The sequence below is a fragment of the Nonlabens sp. Hel1_33_55 genome (assembly GCF_900101765.1).
In the GTDB taxonomy this organism is placed as follows: domain Bacteria; phylum Bacteroidota; class Bacteroidia; order Flavobacteriales; family Flavobacteriaceae; genus Nonlabens.
In genome coordinates this window covers 490,692-512,578 of sequence record NZ_LT627735.1, presented here as the reverse complement: position 1 = coordinate 512,578, position 21,887 = coordinate 490,692, and the positions used below count along the sequence as shown (strand labels likewise).

Below are 21,887 nucleotides of genomic sequence, written 5' to 3'. Positions count from 1 at the left end.
ATTGTAAAGCCATCGGCATTAGCATAAGATTGTGTAAATCCTATTGCTGCTGCTGTTGTTGCCATTGAATCTGTCGCTGTTTTAATTGCTCCACACCATAATCCTGTTTTTGGAACTGGATCTTATTCTGGATAGGGTTTTCCTCAAATTCCTCTACCGTTTTAACCCTTACAGTATAAACGGTCTCGTTCGTACCGTCGCCTTGGCAATAAATCAATCCTTTGATAGGTGCACAATCCTTATAATCTCTACCATGAGTTACCTTAATATGATTGTCTGCGGCGAGCAGATTATTAGTAGGATCAAATCCAACCCAACCATTTTCAGGTATGAAACACTCGATCCAAGCATGCATTTGAAGATCTCCTACAAGTCCATTGTTTTGATGCAAATAGCCAGAAACATAACGCGTTGGTATGTGGTTCAATCTTGCGATACCGCAAAATACATGGGTGAAGTCCTGACATACACCTTGTTTCTGTTGTAGGATATCGTCAATTCCAGTAGTTGTATCAGTCACCTCTGTCTTGAAATCAAAATAATCAAATAGAAATTTATTGAGATCTAGAAGGTTATCAAAAATGGTTTTCGCTGTATCAAACACATACAGATCCTGAAACGCTGAGGGAATTCGCGTTTGATCAGTTGGTGAGAGAAAAGATTCATGCTCTACCTTAAATCCTAAGTCGTTAATGGTTTTATAATCATCTGAAGGGTTTGTAATCTGGATATTCTCAAACGGATTAACCTTGACTTTTTCCAGTTCCACTTCTGCAGTGAATTCAATTTTTGTGATCGGTTTTTTGGTGCTGACGCGCAATACCTGATTGCCGAAACCATCAATCGATTCTTGATAGGCAATCGACTCAGAATTCTTAAAAGAAAAGTTGTGAATGTTTTGATTCTTGCTATTCTCTGGAATAATCAAAAATTGCCATAGTGCCTCTTTCAATGGAGACTGGTAGGTATTGGTAGCTTGGTAAAAGATTTGATATTTTAATGACATCGTTGTAACGCAATAGCGCTTAAAGGGTAAAATTAATATTTGAAATATTCGCTCTCAATGGTAGATGCGATTTGGTAAAGGTCTTCTTGAATTTCTTTTAAGTTTTGAGGTATGTTATTCTCAATGGTTTCTACTTGTAAATAGGCATATTTTGCTTGAATTCTACCTACCAGATATTCTGCAGAACCTCTGCTTGGTAACTTCTCTTGTGAAATCTCTTCTATATGGCGATGCGCTCTATTAATACTATTCATAATAGATCTTGGACAATCAGGATGCAAAATTAAAAATTCCAAAACATTTCCAGCATCCGGAGTCCTTTTATAATGACGGCGCATCATGTCATGTGATTCAATACATTTCAATAACGTAGTCCATTCATAACTTTTATCAAACTCATTGATATTAGACTCATGAGTAGCATCCAGATATTTATTCTCTATGATATGACTCACCTGTATGGCTCTCTCAACACTTATACCTAACATGATTATCGCATAAATCTCATCGTGAAATAACGTTCCTCTAATTTTTTCACGCAGGATGGCGGTAGATTCTATAATAAGTACGGTGAAGTCAAACAAGCCTTTTGTCTTGTAAAATTCCACATCATAATTGGATACGGAATGATAAAATTTATTCAGCGCTTCATAGAATTCTGTTGATATAACATCTCTTGCACCATTAGCATTTTCACGCGCATTTTTTACTGTATTTAAAATGGAAAAGTACTCGTCTGGATTTAATCCTATGTCGTACAAAACTTGCGATTCATCAAGAATTATGGATTCATCTTTTGCCATTCTATTAGCCATAAACAAGGAAGATCGCAATACACGCTGGCGCGATTGAGAGGCTTCACTGGGCGCATCTAGCGACGAAAAATAATTGACACTCAAAAATCTGGCAATATGCTCAGAACGTTCTATATAACGTCCCATCCAGAATAAATTATTTGCAACACGTGCTAACATAAATAGGTATTAATGGGTTAAGGTTGGAGGTTTTGGATAAGTCCGCTTTCGCGAAAGCGTAATCACGACATTCTTCATTACGATTTAAGGACCCAGGTATCTTTGGAACCGCCGCCTTGTGATGAGTTCACGATCAGATTTCCCTTTTTGAGTGCTACTCTGGTCAATCCGCCTTTAAGTACAAATTCCTTGTCCTTTCCAAGTATGGTGTAGGTTCTCAAGTCTACGTGACGAGGTTCAAAAGAATTGGCCTCCTCTATATAAGTGGCATGCACGCTTAGTGACATGATGGGCTGAGCGATGTATTTTCTAGGAGCGGCTTGGATGGTTTTCTTCACCTCTTCAATCTCATCCTTGGTGAGACGGTTCCCTATGGAAATACCATATCCACCAGCTTCATCGACTGGTTTGATGACTAGCTTATCGATATTTTCCAATACATACTTTAATTCATCAGGTCTGCTGCAATGGTAGGTGTGGACATTGTTCAAAATAGGCTCTTCATTCAAATAGAATTTGATGATCTCTGGCATGTAGGTATAGATGGCTTTATCGTCTGCAACTCCAGTTCCTGGCGCATTGACTAAGGTCACATTACCTTTTCTGTAAGCAGAGAACAATCCAGGAACACCCAACGTAGAATCAGGCTTGAACTCTAGCGGGTCGATAAATTGATCATCGATACGTCTATAAATAACATCGACTCGTTCTGGTCCATTGATGGTTTGCATGTAGACAAAATCATTCTCAACATATAGATCACGACCTTCTACCAGCTCCACGCCCATTGCTTTAGCTAGGTAAGAATGTTCATAGTAAGCGGAATTGTAAATTCCTGGAGTGATCACCACGCAATTAGGTTCATCTACACCGTTGGGTCTTACGGTTTGCATGATCTCCAGCAGGTTTTGAGCATAATCAGTCACCGTAAAAGTTTGGTATTCGTTGAATACACCAAAAAGTGCCTTCTTCAAAGCTGTCCTGTTACAGATCACATAACTCACTCCAGAAGGACAACGTATGTTATCCTCCAGTACATAATATTCTCCATCACTATGCTTGATCAAGTCTGTTCCAGATATATGGTTATAAATCCCACCTGGTGGCTCGAGTCCATTCATTTGATTGAGATAATTCGTACTGGAGCTGATCAGCTCAAGAGGTACGATTCCTGCCTTGATAATTTTTTTCTCGTGGTAAACATCATGTAAAAAATGGTTCAAAGCTTTACTGCGCTGCAGCACGCCACGCTCAATATGGTCCCATTCTTTAGCATCTATTATGCGCGGAAACAGGTCAAAGGGAAATATCTTCTCTTTAGTTTCCTTATCACCATACACCTGAAAGGTGATTCCTTGATTGAAGAAAGAGGATTTAGCATTATTATTCAAAGTCGCAAAATCCTCAATACTATGTTCACTATAGATATCAAAAAGCTTTTGGTACATCTGCTTTACATTACCGTCATTATCAAAAATCTCATCAAAGAGCTCTGGATTTCTCTCGTATGAAGAAAAAATGGGATGGTTGGATTGAATCATTCGTTGGCTTTTAAGTTAAAATACTATTTATAATTCAGCCTGCGAATTAATTTATACTTAAAAATGAAAGAATTAGCTATTTTAATCGGCATTATTGTAAGAGTAAAAATATAAGAAATAATATTCGCAACATTATTGTTTAGTTATTCTCGAATTCGCAAAGACCACGTAGAAAATAATTTAAGGAAAGACACATTTTAAAAACGAAAATAGTTAGGGTAGTTTTATATACGTGTCTTTAGATTAAATTCGTGATGTAAAATAATTTTAATTTGGAAATAAAGGAAGTCAAATCATTAAACGCTTATACCAGTTATATATCGAAAACAATTACGAATACTATCGATAAAACACTATGGTTTAGAGGATCAGGGAATAGTAATTACAAGCTGACTCCTACACTACATAGACATCCTTTGATAACAGGGGAAAAGGAAATTCTTGAATTGGAATCTAAAATAATTCAAAGATTTAAACAAAGATCAATACCTTTTCTGGAAAGAAAAGTAGACCTTAAAAATTCTTGGGAAGTTTTATTTTACATGCAACATTTTGGTACTCCAACAAGGCTTTTAGATTGGTCAGAAAATCCATACGTAGCTTTATATTTTGCCTGTACTAGTGCAAAATTCAAGTGGCTCAAAGGCGGGAAAAAGGAATACGATGATGATATAAATGTTTGGTTACTAGATCCTGTCAGATGGAACAGGCATGCTTTGGAGGACGTAAGCTATAAAAATGGAATACTAAGTCATGATCATACACTTACAGATAGTTACCAACCATTGAGTGGTCAGCCGGAACATATGAGAGACAAACCAATTGCTATTTATGGTAATCACAACAGCACCAGAATTGTAGCGCAGCGCGGAGTTTTTACGATTTTCGGAAAACAAACAACACCAATGGATACTCTTGTCGAAAGTGGATTTGCCAACGACGCCTTATATCGAATTGATATTCCAAAAAATAATGTTGACAAAGTCCTTAATTCGTTAATTTCTATAGGAATTACCGATTCAACAGTCTTTCCAGATCTTGACGGTCTAAGTAAAGAAATTCAACGATTTTATAAATTCAGTATTTAATGTTTACAATTAGAAATTTTGAAACCAAAACTTTAAGTTGGTGGTTCACTCAGAAAGAAGATTTAGACTTCGATCCACCATATCAACGAAAAGGGAATTTATGGAGTAAAAAAGATAAATCCTTTTTGATAGATTCGATTCTCAATGGATTCGATTTACCAAAACTTTATATCGCAGATTTCACTATCACTCAATCAAATTTGAATACCTCTAAAAAACCTTACGCAATCATCGACGGTAAACAAAGATTTGAAGCGATATTTGATTTCTTCGAAAGTAAAATAACTTTGAATGATGACTTTATTTATCTGGACGATCCTTCAATGAAACTAGCGGGATTAAGCTACAAAGATTTGAAAATCAAATTCCCGAAAATATCTTCAAAATTTGAAAACTACAATCTTTCAGTTGTTAGTATTTTGACGGACGATTTTTCTAAGATAAATGAGCTATTCGTAAGATTAAACAACAGTAAAGCTTTAAATGGCGCAGAATTAAGAAATGCAATGGAAGGTGTTGTTCCTGACCTAATTCGTCAAATAAGTAGCCACAATTTTTTTGAAAAAAGTATTAACTTTAGTACACAAAGAAGTCAAGGTAGGAATACAGCAGCAAAACTTTTACTTACTGAATTTCGAGGTCGTTTTGTAGATGTACAAAAAATTCAACTAGACCGATTTGTTAAAGAAGCAGTTGATGCCGAAAGCTATAATTTTGACTCGGCGAAAAATAATGTTTTACAAACTCTCGATCGAATGAGGAAATCATTTTTGGATAAAGATCCACTTCTTAGATCCAGCGGATTGATACCTGTGTATTACAAACTTTATAGCGATTTGGGAAATGATAATTTACGTTCATTCTTAGTAGAATTTCATAAAAATAGACTGATAGCTAAAGAAACTGAAAAGGTGAACGGTAAAACTTTATTTGTAGAAGACTACATAACATTTTCCTCTTTGTCAAGATCTTTGAACACTCAAAAAGCTCTTTCTGAATGTTATAAAATTTTGAGAAGAAAGTTCAAGGAGTATGGTAATGAAGAAATTATAAGAGTAACACTTTAGTCTTCTACAATTTATAGCAAATTTCTATATGGAAAGCACTGATTGAATTTGTTTTAAGCATTTTCAATTTAGCATTTGACCTAAATTCCTTCGATAAACTAAAACCGCATTCTCATTCATTATGATTTTATTTTATCGAAGAAATATACTTCTTACATATTCCTCCTGTACTGTCCACCAACTTCAAACAAGGCTTCAGTTATCTGTCCTAATGTACAAATCTTGGTAGCCTCCATTAAGTGTTCAAAGATGTTGCCTTGATCCACCGCTGCTTGTTGTATGTTGGAAAGTTGTTCTTGTTGCGCTTTCGCGAAAGCGGAATGCAAATTATTCTTGGTTGCAATTTGAGCTTGCTTCTCTTCTTCTGTCGCACGGATCACCTCAGCTGGTAAAACAGTTGGACTGCCTTTAGAGCTTAGGAATGTGTTGACTCCTATAATCGGGAACTCGCCGGTGTGTTTCAACATCTCGTAGTGCATGGATTCTTCTTGGATCTTACTGCGTTGATACATGGTCTCCATCGCACCTAAAACTCCACCACGTTCTGTGATGCGGTCAAATTCTTCCAGCACTGCAGACTCTACAAGGTCTGTCAATTCTTCGATAATAAATGCTCCTTGGATTGGGTTCTCATTTTTGGCGAGACCTAATTCTTTATTGATGATTAATTGTATCGCCATCGCACGTCTTACCGACTCTTCTGTAGGTGTGGTGATCGCTTCATCATAAGCGTTGGTATGCAGTGAATTACAGTTATCATTAATCGCATATAGCGCTTGCAATGTGGTACGTATGTCGTTGAAGTCAATCTCTTGAGCATGTAAAGAACGACCACTAGTTTGTATGTGGTACTTTAACATCTGGGCACGTTCGTTTGCGCCGTATTTGTTCTTCATGGCTTTGGCCCAAATCTTTCTAGCCACACGACCAATTACAGAATATTCTGGATCGATACCGTTGGAGAAGAAGAAACTTAGATTAGGACCAAATTTATTGATGTCCATACCACGGCTTAAATAGTACTCTACATAAGTAAATCCGTTAGCGAGTGTGAATGCCAATTGAGTGATAGGATTTGCTCCAGCCTCTGCAATATGATATCCTGAAATGGAAACACTATAGAAATTGCGCACCTTTTCTTCAATAAAATACTGTTGTACATCACCCATTAATCGCAATGCAAATTCTGTAGAAAAAATACAAGTGTTCTGTGCCTGATCTTCTTTAAGAATATCTGCCTGAACCGTACCGCGTACCTGCGCTAGCGTTTCAGCTTTAATTTTGGCATAATCTGCTGGCTCTAGGATTTGATCTCCTGTAAGTCCCAAAAGCATCAATCCCAATCCGTCGTTTCCTTCTGGGAGTTTGCTAGTATCTACCTGACCGTTTTTGGAATATACTTTTTCGCCTTGAGCGTTCAAATAAGAAGGACGTTCTACATTATTATCGTCATAAACTTCTTTGAGCTTTGCCTCTACTTTATCGCCTAGACCATTCTCTGTAATGAATCGCTCACAATTTTGATCAATCGCTGCATTCATGAAAAACCCTAACAACATAGGCGCTGGTCCATTGATCGTCATAGAAACAGATGTCATCGCATGTGACAAATCAAAACCAGAATAGAGTTTTTTAGCATCATCCAGACAGCAAATGCTTACACCTGCATTACCGATTTTCCCATATATATCTGGGCGCAATCCAGGATCATTACCATATAAAGTCACACTGTCAAAAGCGGTACTCAATCGCTTAGCTGGCATTCCTAGACTCACGTAATGAAAACGCTTATTAGTACGTTCTGGTCCACCTTCTCCAGCAAACATTCTAGTAGGATCCTCTCCAGTTCTCTTAAATGGATAGAGTCCAGCCGTGTATGGAAACTCACCTGGAACATTTTCCTGCAGGCACCATTTTAAAATATCACCCCACGCGGTGTATTTAGGGAGCGCCACTTTAGGAATCATTTTATGAGAAAGTGATTCTGTATGGGTTTCAATTTTTATGACCTTATCACGAACCTGAAATTCATAAATAGGTTGCTTATACTTATTTACTTTATCGTCCCAAGTGGTGATGATCTCCCAATTGTAGGGATCAAGATCTTTCAATGATTTGTTGAATTGTGCGATCAATAGATCTATAAATTCTTTATCAACATCCTGAACTTGCTTTAAGATCTGCTCTTCATTGAGACCTTTTTCGGCTAAGAAATCATTATCAGGAGCGCTATCTTTACCCTTGTTTTGAGTTACAATATTTGGATTTAATGATGATGAAACTGTGGTTGTATCAAGTACGGTGAGGATCGTTTGATACACTCCAAACAGCTTTTGAGCGACCACGGATTGTACGGCGGCAGTGTTGTCGTAAGATCGGTTGCTCTCAGCAATTTCACTTAAATAGCGTGTTCTTGATGGTGGGATTACAAAGATTTTTTCGCTTTGGGCTTTGTTAAGTTCGTTCTTAGAACTGAAGTCGGCCCCCGTTTTCTCAGTTACCTCAGCCATCAGCGCTTCATACAACGCATTCATACCTGGATCGTTGAATTGGCTCGCGATAGTTCCATAAACTGGTAATGTTTCTGGATCTGCTTCCCAAAGATTGTGGTTACGCTGGTATTGTTTCTTTACATCTCGCAAAGCGTCTAGCGAACCACGTTTATCAAATTTGTTGATCGCTACGACATCTGCAAAATCAAGCATGTCGATTTTTTCTAACTGAGTTGCGGCACCAAATTCTGGCGTCATTACATATAAAGACACGTCGCTATGCTCTAAGATTTCGGTATCGCTCTGCCCTATTCCGCTGGTTTCCAAAATGATTAAATCATAATTGGCAGCTTTCAAGACGTCTACAGCTTCCTGCACGTGTTTTGAAAGTGCGAGGTTGGATTGGCGTGTGGCCAGCGATCTCATGTAAACACGGTCATTGTTGATCGCGTTCATTCTAATTCTGTCACCTAGTAAAGCGCCGCCAGTCTTACGTTTAGATGGATCTACAGATATTACTCCAATGTTTTTCTCAGGGAAATCAATCAAGAATCTACGGATCAACTCGTCTACCAATGAGGATTTTCCTGCGCCACCAGTTCCGGTTATCCCAAGTACTGGCGCTTGTTTTTCTGTTTTATCGGCTTCGGCAAAATGCTTGACAAAATCTTCATGACGATTTTCAGCTAGCGAAATAAGTCTTGCAATCGTAAGCACGTGGTTGTGCAATAATTCTCCATTTAAGTTCGCTTTCGCGGAAGCGGAATCCCGATCACCTTTATTCTTCAACACTTCTTCCATGGTAGGAACCGGCACATCGCAACGTTCGACCAAATCATTGATCATCCCTTGCAATCCCATGGAGCGACCATCGTCTGGAGAATAGATTCTCGTGATTCCATACTCCATCAATTCAGCAATTTCTGAAGGTAAAATCACACCACCGCCACCACCAAAAATCTTGATGTGACCAGCACCTTTCTCCACCAATAAATCGCGCATGTATTTGAAGTACTCATTATGGCCACCTTGGTAGGAAGTCATAGCAATACCATTTGCATCTTCTTGAATTGCCGTATTCACAACTTCTTCCACACTTCTATCATGACCCAAGTGGATCACCTCGCAACCGGTAGATTGTATGATGCGACGCATGATATTGATGGCTGCATCGTGACCGTCAAAAAGACTAGCTGCAGTCACTATTCTTACTTTATTTACTGGAACGTATGGTGTTTGATCTTGCATTGCGAATTTCTGATTTTAGACGCTGCAAAATTACGAAAATGATAGCGTTGGACTTGCCAATGATGTTTTAAACTTTACACCGATGGATGCTCAAATTGCTCCTTTAGGTTTAACCTGAAATTGTATCTGTTGTAGGAAAAAGCTTTTATTTTTAAAATTCTCAGTTACAACTAACCAAAAATACTATCCATGAGCTCCAGTAAAAAAGAAACCTTTGCAAGAATAGGGATCGCAACAAAAGGAATTATTTACGTGATTCTAGGTGGAATCACCGCATACGCCGCGTTCAATTCCAACCAAAACATGACTTCCAGTGATGGTGCACTTAAGTACATTGCAGGTCAAAGTTTTGGACAGATATTACTTTTAATAACCGCTATAGGTATTGCTGGTTACGTTTTCTGGCGACTGTACCTCGCTATTGCAAATCCAGAAGGTGATTCTGATACCAAATCTACAGTGAAGCGAATAGGTTATGTTTTTAGTGCCATTTCCTATGCGCTACTTTGTTATACCGCTATAGAACTTTTATTAAATAGCTCTAGTGGTGGTTCTAGCAAAAAGGGATGGTTAGCTATGATATTAGATCAATCATGGGGATCGATTGCCATTTATATTATTGCCTTGATCTTGTTAGGTAAAGCTGGTTATGAATTATACCGAGCCTATTCTGGGAAATTTACAGATCGTATTCAAAATTCAGAATTAGATTCCAAAAGCCAATCCTTCCTTATTAAAGCTGGAAAAGCTGGCTTCACCGCGAGAGCAGTAGTATTTGGAATCATAGCATTTCTATTTTACAAAGCGGCTTCACAATCTGATGCTCAAGAAGCTGGAGGAACTAAACAAGCCTTTGCATTTCTTCAAGAACAAGGTGGTTTGATTCTCATGGGAGTTGTAGCTTTTGGCCTCGCGCTTTATGGAATCTATTTGCTGGCAAGCTCTAGATATAGAAATATTCCTATTCAATAAGTTGGTTGATCAACGAACATATTTAATTAAAAATCAAACTTTTGTAATCTTTAAACGTCTTAGGATTATGAAAGTTTTTTCTTTTCTGATTTTCGCTTTATTGTTGGCATGTTCTGATTCTCAAACTTTGGAAGCAGAACCTGCGGTAGATGCTCTGTATTTCCCGCCATTAGATAATTCGCAATGGGAAACCGTAGAACCAAATGATTTGGGCTGGAATACAGAGGCCATTGACGATTTGGAGACTTTTCTTATAGATCAGGAAACCAAAGCTTTTATCGTCCTTAAAGATGGAAGGATTGCCATAGAGAAGTATTACGGTAACGATTTCTTCAATAGAGAGTTTACGAGAGAATCTCAATGGTATTGGGCCAGTGCTGGTAAATCGCTAACAGCCTTCTTAACAGGAATAGCCCAGAACGATGGTTTATTAAATATTGATGATAGAACGTCTGATTACCTAGGAAATGGATGGACAACGCTCACTCCTGCTCAAGAAAACCTGATCACCTTAAAAACTCAATTACAGATGACCACTGGATTTGATTATGATGGTGGGAATCTAAATTGCAAAGATCCTATATGCTTAAATTACAAGGCAGATGCTGGATCAGAATGGTATTATTACAACGCTCCTTATCTTTTGTTGCATGATGTGATAGAAAATGCGTCTGGAACAAGTTACAATCAGTTTACCACTGAAAGTCTAAGCGCTACTGGCATCAATGGATCCTGGCGTTCTACAGGTGGCAGCAATGTTTTCTGGAGCAGACCACTTGACGCAGCACGTTTTGGTTTGCTTAACTTAAATAATGGCAACTGGAACGGTGATCAATTAGTATCAGAAAACTTCTTTACAGCAATGACTACAACTTCCCAGCAGTTGAATCCTTCTTATGGATATCTTTGGTGGATTAATGGAACAGATTCAACCATTTTTCCAGGTTTTGCAGATTCGTTTAATCGTCCTGTAGTGCGCAATGCACCTGACGATATGTACAGTGCCTTAGGTAAAAATGGCCAAATTATAGATGTAGTTCCATCTATGGGATTAGTTATTATAAGAATGGGCAACTCTGCTGACGATGATTTGGTTCCCATACAATCGCACGATCTTCTATGGGAACGCATTAACGCTGTTATTAACTAACATAGCATTCTTTCTTCCATTTTTCCAGCTTTATCTTTGAAGGCTGAATCGTACGTTAATTGAAGAATTCTAGACGTTTTTCCAGAATAGGTATTGTTACAAAAGGTATCGTATTCTTTCTTTTGGGCTTTATGGCCTTTGTAACCGCCTGCAATCTTGCCAATGCCTTAAAAAATGAACGTGAGGTGATCGAGTGGATCTATGGATTATCCATCGGCTGGTTTTTGCTATTGCTCATGACCATTGGTTTAGTTGGCTATATATTTTCAAGATTCTACCTCACATTCAACAATAGCGATTACGATGGCTCCAATAGCAAACCTACTTTTAGAAGAGCTGCCTATCTCATAAATGGTTTGGGATATTGCCTGTTACTATTCACATGCGTAACGGTTTTGATAGGTGCACAAAATGATGATGATTCCAATATCAAGTTAATGGTATTGCAATCTGATTTTGGAAAAGTGCTCGTTTTTATTGTCGCCGTTGGTCTCGCCGTGAGCGCGGTCAATGAATGGTGGATTTCCTTTTCTTCCATGATGGATAAAATGACACACAGTGACGATCTAACCGCAAGACAATACAAGTATCTAATGTTATTAGGACGATTTGGACGTTTCAGTCGTGGGATTGTTTTTGCTGTTTTTGCCTACGTTTTGGCGCGATCTGCCTATTATAGTATGGATAATTTACCAGATGGTTTTGATGCGGCGTTTGCATTTATCAGCGTTACCTATGGTGCCTTTTTTATGGGTGTGGTTTCTTTTGGGATCATATGTTACGGCATGTTCTTAATTATGAGTGGCAAGCATAGAAATATCCCCATTAAATAGTTCTAATAGTACCTTACCTTGAAGGTCAGTTCCCACCACTATATTTCCATAAATAACTTTGCTTTTTCTATCTTCACGACTTATGAAGAAGCTAATTTTTGGCCTGTTTTTGACGTTGTTTTTATCGGCAGTCGTCGCGGCACAAGAGAATAGATTGGGTAATCAACCTATCAGTAGTTCAGAGATTTATCAGAATATCGAGAAATTAGGTTTTCTAGGATCTGCACTTTTTATTGCCGCACATCCAGATGATGAGAATACACGGTTGATAGCCTGGTTGGACAACCAGAAAATGGCTCGGACGGCTTATTTATCGCTCACTCGTGGCGATGGTGGTCAGAACCTAATCGGACCAGAATTGCGTGAACAATTAGGAATGATACGCACCCAAGAATTACTGGAGGCGAGAAGCATCGATGGTGGTGAGCAGTTTTTTACAAGGGCCAATGACTTTGGGTATTCCAAAGATCCAGAAGAAACCCTTGAAATATGGGAACGTGACGAAGTGCTTTCTGATGTGGTGCAGGTGATTCGCAAGTTTCAACCAGACATTATTATCAACCGCTTTGATCACAGGACCGCTGGTACCACTCATGGTCATCACACGAGCAGCGCTATTTTGAGCGTTCAGGCTTTTGATTTGGCAAACGATAAAGGTGCATTTCCTGCACAGTTGAAATATGTAAATACTTGGAAACCAGAGCGATTATTTTTCAACACCAGCTGGTGGTTCTATGGTAGTGAGGACGCTTTCGCGAAAGCGGACAAAACAAATCTCCTGGAAATAGACAACGGAGATTACTTCACCTCCACAGGCTATTCTGTAGGCGAGATCGCAGCATTAAGCCGAAGCAGACACCAATCACAAGGCTTTGGATCATCAGGTTCCAGAGGTTCTTCTACGGAATATCTTGAGTTTTTGAAAGGGTCGTTCCCTACCGATAAGTCAGACCCATTTTCTGGAATTAATACGACATGGACAAGAGTACAAGGCGGACAGAAAGTGATGGCGCAACTGAATAAGGTTAAAGAAACTTATGACTTCAAAGATCCATCTGCTAGCTTGAATGATTTGCTTGAATTGCGCAAGCAGATTAATGCACTGGATTCTGGTTACTGGAGAGATTTGAAGCTCGAAGAAACCGACTTGATCATAAGAGACCTCATTGGATTATATGCCAAGGCAACGGTCAATCAACCTTTTGGCACATCTGGTGAATCGATTAAACTTGAGGTAGAATTAGCAAATCGCACCATCGCCAATTTAGACTATCAAATCAACGATAACCCTGCAGTGAACTTTGAGAAATCGAAAGGTTCGGTTGCAAAAAATAAGTCGGTTACTATAGAGGGAATTCTTAACATTCCTGAAAATGAGGCACCGACAAACCCTTATTATCTTGAAGAAGAAGGTAGTTTAGGAATGTATGTAGTGGATGACCCCAACAAAATAGGAATGCCAGAAGCAGCGGCAGCTTTTCAGATTCCAGTAATTCTCATGTTTGATGACCAGAAAATAGAAATGTCTCTACCGGTCATCTACAAAACCACCGATCGTGTACGTGGAGAGATCTATGAGCCGTTCAATGTTGTCCCAGAAATTGCGATATCTGTAGAGAATCCAGTCTATGTTTTTGGAAATGAGGAAATGAAAAGCATATCCGTCAACATCAAAGCTTTTGCTGATGTTTCCAATGTTACTGTTTTTGCTGACATTCCTAATGGTTGGATTCAGCCTATGGTAAAACAGCAGCCGTTTTCATTATCAAAAGGGGAATCGAGATCTTATACGTTCAAAATTTCAGCACCGACTGGCTTCTCTGAAGGTGAGATGAAGGTTTATGTGAATACTGGCGATAAAAAGTTTGATAAGGAAGTAGTCAATATTTCTTATAACCACATTCCAGATCAGCAATTGGTTCGTTCTGCGACTGCAAAATTGGTCAACCCAGGGCTTTCAAATCTTGCCCAAACCGTCGCATACATCAATGGTGCTGGCGATGATGTTGCCACGGCTATTGAAGCCATAGGTAGCAAGGTTTTCAAATTTGAGCCTAGTGAGGTTCCTGCAGATTTGAGCAAATATGATGCTGTAGTTGTAGGCATTAGAGCTTTTAACGTGGAGCCAGAAGCCATGGCAAGCCTTCAAAATAGGCTGGATACATTTGTTAAAAATGGTGGCACTCTGGTGATGCAGTATAATACAGATCGCGGTATTCCTAATGATGTATTGGGACCGTTGGAGATCTCGCTTTCGCGAAAGCGAGTTACTGACGAGAATGCTGCAGTCACTTTCTTAGATCCAGAAAATAAAGTCCTGAACGTACCTAATAAGATTACTCAAAAAGACTTTGAAGGTTGGGTTCAGGAACGCGGATTATATTTTCCAGAAAAATGGGATCCTGCTTTTCAACCTATTCTAGGAATGAGCGATAAAGGAGAAGCACAAACTGATGGCAGCCTGATCGTTGCTGAATATGGAGATGGTCATGTGGTTTATACAGGACTGAGTCTCTTCCGTGAGTTGCCGGTTGGAGTTGCTGGCGCTTATAAGTTGCTGGCAAATATGATAAGCTTGAGTAAAACCAAACCTAACCTTGAAACAAAACAAGATCAAAAGTTCTAAAAAGTGGAACCGATTGTATGTGCTCGTGATCGTCGCTAACCTGATGTTTGCCGTGGCATTCTACATCCTAAGTTCGGTTTATGGGAATAGTTGATTTGTTCTCAGGAAATCTGGGCGAGCTATCGATGGTAGATTGGTTTATCCTGGCTTCTACCCTAGCATTTATAGTACTCTACGGCGTTTACAAAACACGTGGCAAGCAAACTAGTGAGCAATACATCAAAGGTGGCGATGCGCGATGGTGGACCGTTGGTTTGTCCGTCATGGCGACCCAGGCTAGTGCCATTACCTTTTTGAGCACTCCAGGACAAGCCTATACCGATGGGATGGAGTTTGTGCAATTTTACTTTGGACTGCCTATCGCGGTGATTATTATCTGCGTGACTTTTATCCCAATCTATCATAAACTCAAAGTGTACACTGCATACGAGTTTCTTGAAAAGCGATTTGATGTCAAAACTAGATCACTTGCTTCCATCCTATTCTTGATACAAAGAGGTCTTGCGGCCGGAATCACTATTTATGCGCCTGCCATTATATTGAGCGCCGTGTTGAATTGGGAGTTGAAATACCTCAACATTGCCATTGGAATTCTAGTGATTATCTACACCGTATCTGGTGGGACCAAAGCGGTGAACGTTACTCAAAAGCAGCAAATGATCGTCATAATGGCCGGTATGGTAACGGCATTTGTTTTAATCGTTACCCAACTTCCAGACAGCGTTTCCTTTGACAATGCTTTGACCATGGCAGGAAACGCTGACAAGATGAAAATTCTGGATTTCGATTTCTCATTAGATGACAGATATAATGTTTGGACCGCGCTGTTTGGAGCGAGTTTTTTGATGCTCAGTTATTTTGGGACCGATCAATCACAGGTACAGCGGTATTTGTCTGGAAAATCAGTCAAGCAAATGCGTATAGGTTTACTATTCAACGGTTTGCTTAAAGTTCCTATGCAGTTCTTTATTTTGATGGTAGGCGTCATGGTTTTCGTCTTCTACCAATTCAATTCTACACCGCTCAATTTTAATCCAGCTGCAGAAAAGGCGGTTCTCAAAAGTAAATATGCAGGAGACTACCAAAGCTTACAACTCCAGCATGAAGCGATTCTAGCAGAGAAGCAAACGAAGCAAATTGCCTACGGCAAACTATTGGAAAACGGAACCTCAGCCAAGTCAAATGCTTTAAGCAACGAATTGAAAGGGTTAAGAAACACCGAAGAACTAAATCGCGAAAAAGCACGCGAACTCATCACAAAAGCAGATCCAAGTGCCGAGACCAACGATAAGGATTTTGTATTCATCAACTTTATCCTTAATCACTTGCCCAAAGGTTTGATTGGATTATTGCTCGCCGTTATAATAAGCGCAGCCATGTCTTCCACAGCATCAGAATTAAATGCATTGTCATCGACCACAACCATTGACATCTATAAAAGATTTCGTGGCGCTGGAAAGGATGATGACCACTTTGTGGTAGCCAGTAAATGGTTTACTCTATTATGGGGCGTTATTGCCATTACCTTCGCGAGTGTCGTGTCGCTATTTGACAATCTAATTCAGCTTGTGAATATTATTGGTTCACTTTTCTATGGAACCATTTTGGGAATTTTCTTGGTCGCCTTCTATTTTAAACAAATAAAAGGACGCGCCATTTTTATAGCCGCTCTGATTTCTGAAGCTGTTGTGGTGGCGTGTTATCTGGTTGACCTCGCAGACAATGGGATCAAGATACTGCCTTTCTTATGGTTGAATCCGCTGGGTGCTTTGCTGACTATAGCGCTGGCATTGATCATACAATCTGGCTGGAGTGATAGCTCCATGAAGCCACAGCCTATTCTGAAGGAGAAATAATATAGAGACTTATAGAAATAAAAAATCCGCTACAGATAACCGTAGCGGATTTTTCTAATTATTTAAGATGATTATTTCAATGTCACCTTCAGGTTTACTTTTGCTTTGAACAATTTAGAAACTGGACAAACCTCTTTGGCTTTAGTTGCAATTTCCTTGAACTTATCTGCGCTAATTTCTGGCACTTCACCAGTCACGTCAAGATCAACTGTGGTTATCTCGCCGTCCTCAAAGTGAACCTTTGCGTCTGTGTGTAGTTTTGTTGCTGTAAAGTCCTCTTCATTTAAAAGAAAGCTCAATTGCATGGTATAACAACCTGCGTGTGCTGCTCCTAATAATTCTTCAGGATTGGTTCCTTTTTGCTCACCTTCAAATCGTGTCCCAAATGAATAAGGAACATCGACCATTACTTTACTGTCTGTAGATATGTGGCCTTTACCTTCTTTACCGGTTCCTTGCCATTGAGCTTCTGCTTTTCTTGAAAATTTCATAGTTGTAAGTATTTTCCATAAAAATACAGCCATCTACTCGTCGTGCAATGGGCTTTAACTAAGGTTTATCGCAATAAAAAACCGCTTCTAAAGATAGAAACGGTTTTGAGTTTAGTTCGCTTTCGCGAAAGCGAGACAATTATTCTTACATCTTAACGCCCCATTCTTCAAGCGAAATTCTGTTCAATCTTACATAGTCAGGATTAGGTGCCGCAGCAGCTAATTCCATAGATCTTTTTGCACTTGCGATCGCTTTGTCCTTGTTACCCATTTGAGCTTCCATAAGGGATTTACTTCTCCACATCCAGTAGGCATTTGGGTTTTTCTCAACAGCTTTATTGATCCAGTCATAAGCCTGATTCATGTCCTTACCGCTTTCCATATAAAAGGTTGCAGCACTGTAATAATCTCCTGCAGATGGGCCTGACATGATGCGATTGATACTTTGCAACGTCTTCTCGTCAGTAGGAACTTCAAGTGGAACACTTACCATAGTCTGATCCCATTTGATCTCAAGATCTGCTCCATTCATTTCAAGATTGTTGATCTCGATAGCGAAGTTTTGTTGCTTGTCAGCAGTAGTTACAGGTTTTGCCATAACGGTAGCAGCTACTAGATTTTCATCCCAATCCTGTGGGGTTCCCCAATTATCTGTATTGGAATAAAAAATAACTTCCCATTGATCATTACCTGGCTTGCTGTAAATAGCATAACTACCAGCAGCTAGTTTTGCACCGCCAACAGTTACATCATCAGAGAATGTGATCTTTGTATTCTCGTTAGCTCCTGTTCTCCATAGCTCTCCAAAAGGAACGAGACTACCAAATATGGCGCGATCTCTCATGGCTGGCCTGGAGTATTCCAGTGTAATGTCTGTTAGACCTACGGTCTGCATTACCTTAGCCTTAGGGCTAGGTTGTGGTGATTCTATTTGAGCTTGAAGCGTTAAGCTAGTCGCGCAGCATAGAAAAAGTAAAATAAGTCGATTCATTTTCATGTTTTTAATTTTAGGTTAATTGGATCAAGCTTTGGCGCTTGAAAAGAAAATCATTTTGATGGCTACCAGCAATAGTACGAAGCCAAATATCTTTTTGAGCACTTGTTGGTTAATATTTATGGCGATCTTAGAACCAAAGTAACCTCCTACAACAAACGCTGCAGCGATAATCAATGCATAACGCCAGTCTAGAAAATGCCCGCTAGTATGATAAGTATAAGCCGCTATAAAAGTTACTGGAACGGCCAGCACGGCAAGGCTCATACCTTGTGCCTGGTATTGATCATATCCCAAAAACCAGATAGCCAATGGTACCATTACCACGCCACCACCTACTCCAACACTACCGCTTAAGAATCCAGCTATAAGGCCTAATAGCAAAAGCAGTAAGATTATTTCTAATGTCATTTTACCTGGTTTCATATTATAATAATGGTGCCCACAATCTACAAAAAGACTCTTTGAATTTATAGAATTTGGATCTATCTCTCCATTCTTCCAGATCCAACTGCTGGCAATCCTTTAAATCTTCATCAAATTTATCATCTAGACTGCGTGCCGTGTCTGCATCAAATATCAAGGCATTGATCTCAAAGTTAATATCAAAGCTACGGTAATCCATATTACAGGTTCCTATCGTGAGGAACTTATCATCAACTACCATCGTTTTTGCATGAAGCATTCCCTTGCAGTACCAATAGATCTTGATACCACTTTCCATTATTTCCTCAAAATAAGATCGTGATGCATATCTCGCCGCCCAACTATCCCCAATTCTGGGAACCATGATTTCTACATCGATTCCTGATCTAGCAGCACTTTTAAGAGCGATTAAAATAGCTTCATTAGGAATAAAGTAAGGCGTTGTGATTCTTATGGACTTTTCTGCGCTATTAATTCCTGCAAATATTGCTTCCATAATGTTGGACCAGTCTGTATCTGGTCCACTTGCAGCAATCTGTACAGCCTTGTTTTCTTTCTCATCGATTTCTGGAAAATAGCTATCCTTGATCTCTTCATCAACCTCATGGTATTCTCCATCACAAACAAAAAACCAATTAAGAAGCCATTGTGCCTGTAGACTTTTTACTGCATGACCTTCAATGCGTAAATGAGTGTCACGCCAGTAATCCTTAGGGTCACGATCTGGAGTATTTACATATTCATCACTAACGTTCACACCACCTAAAAACCCAATGTGCCCATCAACAATACAGATCTTGCGGTGATTGCGATAATTTGCTTTTCTGGTGAATCTGGAAAAAAGTACCGGCATAAAAGAGTGATAGATTATACCGGCATCTGTCATTCGTTTCTTTCCAGTTCTTGATAAGTCACTACCTACCGAATCGTAGATCAGTTTTACTTCAACGCCGCGTTCTCTTGCATCAACAAGATGGTCGATGAATTTGTTACCTATAGTATCATCGTTGAAAATGAAATATTCCAAATGTATGTGGTCTTTGGCTTGATCGAGAGCCTTGAAAATAGATTCAAACGTATTTTCTCCATTGTATAATACTTCAAGATCATTGCGTAGAGTCAAAGGTGATTTTTGATTGTGGCGTAACAACCGCACCATTTTTACCCGATCTTCAAGAAATGACTCCTCATATTTCGCTAGCTTCTTATCATCCATAAAAAGCCTATTATTCCAGCGTTCTACCAGATGATGAGAGTTAAGATCCTTGCGCTTGAAGATTTTTGATTTGCGATATTCAAGTCCGAAGAAATAGTAGACCGCTAGACCTACAAATGGAAAAGCAACCAAAAAAAGTAAAGAGGTGACTGTCTTACGTGGATTCTGGTTATTGCGTATCAAGAAAAATGCAGCACTGAGCGCCACCAAATAGTTGATGATCAATGCGGTCAAAAACCAATTTTTCCAGAACCAGATCATATTCTATTTGTAATATCCAGCTTCTGGAATGGAAATGTAATAGGTCTTTCCAGACTTGTTGTTCAGCTTAGTTTCTCTCAACCATGGATTGTGGATCTTGAGCACTTTGTATGAAATGTTGTTCGCTTTCGCGAAAGCGACAAGATCATCAATCTCGTAATCAACTTTCAACTTTTTTACTGGAACATTAGTGTATAAATGTGCTGAATCTACATCAAAACCGTAGGCTGTTGGCTTCTCAAGAATCTCCTTGAGCGCCAGAATACGGAAGACGTATCGAGCCGTTTCTTGATTCAGTAACAGGTCATAATATTCTTCTGATTCTTGTCTGTTCTGTTCTCTATTTACTCCTGCATTACCCGCATTGTAAGCTGCGGCTGCCAGCGTCCATGTGCCAAAATTCTTTTTACTGTCCTTGAGGTATTGCGTAGCGGCGACGGTGGATTTTACCATATCATATCGCTCATCTACGTTATCATTCACTTCCATTCCCAACTCTCTTGCAGTCGCCGGCATTAATTGCCAGAAACCTCTAGCTCCTGCTGGTGAAACGGCATTAGTCAGCGCACTTTCTGCCACTGCTAAATATTTGAAATCGTCCGGTATACCATTCTCCTTCAAAATAGGCTCTATTATTGGAAAATACTTCTTTGATTTTTTAATGAGTTTTACCGCATTTGACTGAAAATAAACATTAGACAAAAGTTCATTATCAAATCGTTCTTGAATATCTGGATCGTCCAACGGAACTGCCTCACCGGCAAACGTCAAATTCTCTGGCATGGGCAACGAGTGAATGGTATATCCAGGAACCAATGTTGGCTCAGTATCCTGCGTGCTTTCTTCCTGTTCGTTTGAATTATCTGCCATTTGAATGGCGCTTATGGTGACAATAGATAGGATTGCTATCGAGAAACCAATGACGATTTTTTTCATCCTTATTTTTTGTTTAAAGGTAAGAGAAACAGCCTAATGAAAGTTAGCTTTCCATAATGATTTCTGGAAGGTTTTCATTGAACCATTTAAACCTGTTAATGATCATCACATGAGTGCCGCCATCAACTATAATGCAGCCTTCAATATATTTTATGGGAAATACGGGATCTGCACTTCCATGGATATGAACGATACCTTCCATAGGCTTTTCCTGTTGCCATTGAATGATGGCATCAAGCGCCCAATCAAGGTATCTAGGATCGTTAAGATTGAGGTATCGCTTGTACATCTCCATCTTCTTGGGTGCAATTGACATACCATATTTGGATAGCTGGTCAAAGTTGCCCATTAAACTAGTAGGCAACAACTTATGTAAACCCGTTTTTCTAGCTAATCGCATACGTCTAGGAAACTCATGATGGGTCTTAACGCTGGAAATAATGATGAGTTTGCTCACCTTGATCAATTTGGCTAGTTCCTGTACGATCACACCACCAAAAGAAACACCAATCAATACTGGATTTTCATGATCTATTTGTTCTAGCAGTCGGTTGCAGTAAGAAGCTAACGATTCTTTAGGCTCTGGAATGATCCAATCCATAAGATGCACTTCAAATTGATCTTGAGGTAGAAAAACATTCTCAAAAATGAGTGGAGATGCCGCCATTCCTGGCATGAAATAAACCTGTGTCATGAGGAAAAATCTTTCA

At 39.3% G+C, this 21,887-nt stretch carries 17 protein-coding genes; 7 read left to right on the top strand and 10 right to left on the bottom strand.

Annotated features, from left to right (window positions below; translation table 11 throughout):
* Positions 1–40: 40 nt before the first annotated feature.
* From BLO34_RS02315 to BLO34_RS02305, 3 genes are all read right to left on the bottom strand, one after another.
* Positions 41–1,006: a transglutaminase domain-containing protein gene (locus BLO34_RS02315; RefSeq protein WP_090752239.1), complete on the bottom strand. Its 966-nt coding sequence runs from the start codon at positions 1,004–1,006 to the stop codon at positions 41–43.
* Between the two features lie 32 nt (positions 1,007–1,038).
* Complete coding sequence (locus BLO34_RS02310) at positions 1,039–1,980, bottom strand: alpha-E domain-containing protein (protein WP_090752237.1); 942 nt, start codon at positions 1,978–1,980, stop codon at positions 1,039–1,041.
* Positions 1,981–2,057: 77 nt separating this feature from the next.
* A complete protein-coding gene (locus tag BLO34_RS02305) occupies positions 2,058–3,521 on the bottom strand; it encodes a circularly permuted type 2 ATP-grasp protein (RefSeq protein ID WP_090752236.1) in 1,464 nt (487 codons plus the stop codon).
* A 272-nt stretch (positions 3,522–3,793) separates the two neighbouring features.
* Here BLO34_RS02305 and BLO34_RS02300 point away from each other — a divergent pair, with 272 nt between their 5' ends.
* Together BLO34_RS02300 and BLO34_RS02295 are read left to right on the top strand one after the other, a co-directional pair.
* Positions 3,794–4,609, top strand: coding sequence for an FRG domain-containing protein (locus BLO34_RS02300; protein ID WP_090752234.1), 816 nt, complete (start codon positions 3,794–3,796; stop codon positions 4,607–4,609).
* Positions 4,609–5,676, top strand: coding sequence for a DUF262 domain-containing protein (locus tag BLO34_RS02295; RefSeq protein ID WP_090752233.1), 1,068 nt, complete (start codon positions 4,609–4,611; stop codon positions 5,674–5,676). Before BLO34_RS02300 ends, BLO34_RS02295 begins: the two co-directional genes overlap by 1 nt.
* Before the next feature lie 152 nt (positions 5,677–5,828).
* Here the strand turns inward: BLO34_RS02295 and BLO34_RS02290 are convergent, their stop codons facing one another.
* The gene (locus BLO34_RS02290) at positions 5,829–9,416 is read right to left on the bottom strand and encodes a methylmalonyl-CoA mutase family protein (protein WP_090752231.1); all 3,588 of its coding nucleotides are present in this window, start codon (positions 9,414–9,416) and stop codon (positions 5,829–5,831) included.
* Positions 9,417–9,605: 189 nt separating this feature from the next.
* Here BLO34_RS02290 and BLO34_RS02285 point away from each other — a divergent pair, with 189 nt between their 5' ends.
* From BLO34_RS02285 to BLO34_RS02265, 5 genes are all read left to right on the top strand, one after another.
* Positions 9,606–10,388 carry a DUF1206 domain-containing protein gene (locus BLO34_RS02285; RefSeq protein ID WP_090752228.1) on the top strand — a complete coding sequence of 261 codons (783 nt, stop codon included), beginning with the start codon at positions 9,606–9,608 and terminating at the stop codon, positions 10,386–10,388.
* 127 nt (positions 10,389–10,515) lie between these two features.
* On the top strand, positions 10,516–11,538 hold the full coding sequence (locus tag BLO34_RS02280; protein ID WP_197672893.1) for a serine hydrolase domain-containing protein: 1,023 nt from the start codon (positions 10,516–10,518) through the stop codon (positions 11,536–11,538).
* A gap of 59 nt (positions 11,539–11,597) precedes the next feature.
* On the top strand, positions 11,598–12,371 hold the full coding sequence (locus tag BLO34_RS02275; protein ID WP_090752224.1) for a DUF1206 domain-containing protein: 774 nt from the start codon (positions 11,598–11,600) through the stop codon (positions 12,369–12,371).
* Between the two features lie 82 nt (positions 12,372–12,453).
* Complete coding sequence (locus BLO34_RS02270; RefSeq protein WP_090752221.1) at positions 12,454–14,997, top strand: PIG-L family deacetylase; 2,544 nt, start codon at positions 12,454–12,456, stop codon at positions 14,995–14,997.
* Positions 14,998–15,077: 80 nt separating this feature from the next.
* Positions 15,078–16,853, top strand: a complete 1,776-nt coding sequence (locus tag BLO34_RS02265) for a sodium:solute symporter (RefSeq protein ID WP_090752219.1) — start codon at positions 15,078–15,080, stop codon at positions 16,851–16,853.
* A 71-nt stretch (positions 16,854–16,924) separates the two neighbouring features.
* Here BLO34_RS02265 and BLO34_RS02260 read toward each other — a convergent pair whose 3' ends face one another.
* The 6 genes from BLO34_RS02260 to BLO34_RS02235 form a co-directional block, all read right to left on the bottom strand.
* Positions 16,925–17,344 carry an OsmC family protein gene (locus BLO34_RS02260; protein WP_090756368.1) on the bottom strand — a complete coding sequence of 140 codons (420 nt, stop codon included), beginning with the start codon at positions 17,342–17,344 and terminating at the stop codon, positions 16,925–16,927.
* Positions 17,345–17,489: 145 nt separating this feature from the next.
* Positions 17,490–18,335 carry a DUF2911 domain-containing protein gene (locus tag BLO34_RS02255; RefSeq protein WP_090756367.1) on the bottom strand — a complete coding sequence of 282 codons (846 nt, stop codon included), beginning with the start codon at positions 18,333–18,335 and terminating at the stop codon, positions 17,490–17,492.
* Between the two features lie 30 nt (positions 18,336–18,365).
* Positions 18,366–18,749 (bottom strand): sulfite exporter TauE/SafE family protein, encoded by a 384-nt coding sequence (locus tag BLO34_RS02250; protein ID WP_090756366.1) that lies wholly within the window; start codon positions 18,747–18,749, stop codon positions 18,366–18,368.
* Positions 18,750–18,765: 16 nt separating this feature from the next.
* Positions 18,766–20,241 (bottom strand): cardiolipin synthase, encoded by a 1,476-nt coding sequence (gene cls, locus BLO34_RS02245; RefSeq protein ID WP_090752217.1) that lies wholly within the window; start codon positions 20,239–20,241, stop codon positions 18,766–18,768.
* Between the two features lie 3 nt (positions 20,242–20,244).
* Positions 20,245–21,177, bottom strand: coding sequence for a lytic transglycosylase domain-containing protein (locus tag BLO34_RS02240; protein ID WP_090752215.1), 933 nt, complete (start codon positions 21,175–21,177; stop codon positions 20,245–20,247).
* 43 nt (positions 21,178–21,220) lie between these two features.
* Entirely contained in the window at positions 21,221–21,871 is a 651-nt protein-coding gene (locus BLO34_RS02235) for an alpha/beta fold hydrolase (protein WP_090752213.1), read from the bottom strand.
* Between the last annotated feature and the right edge of the window lie 16 nt (positions 21,872–21,887).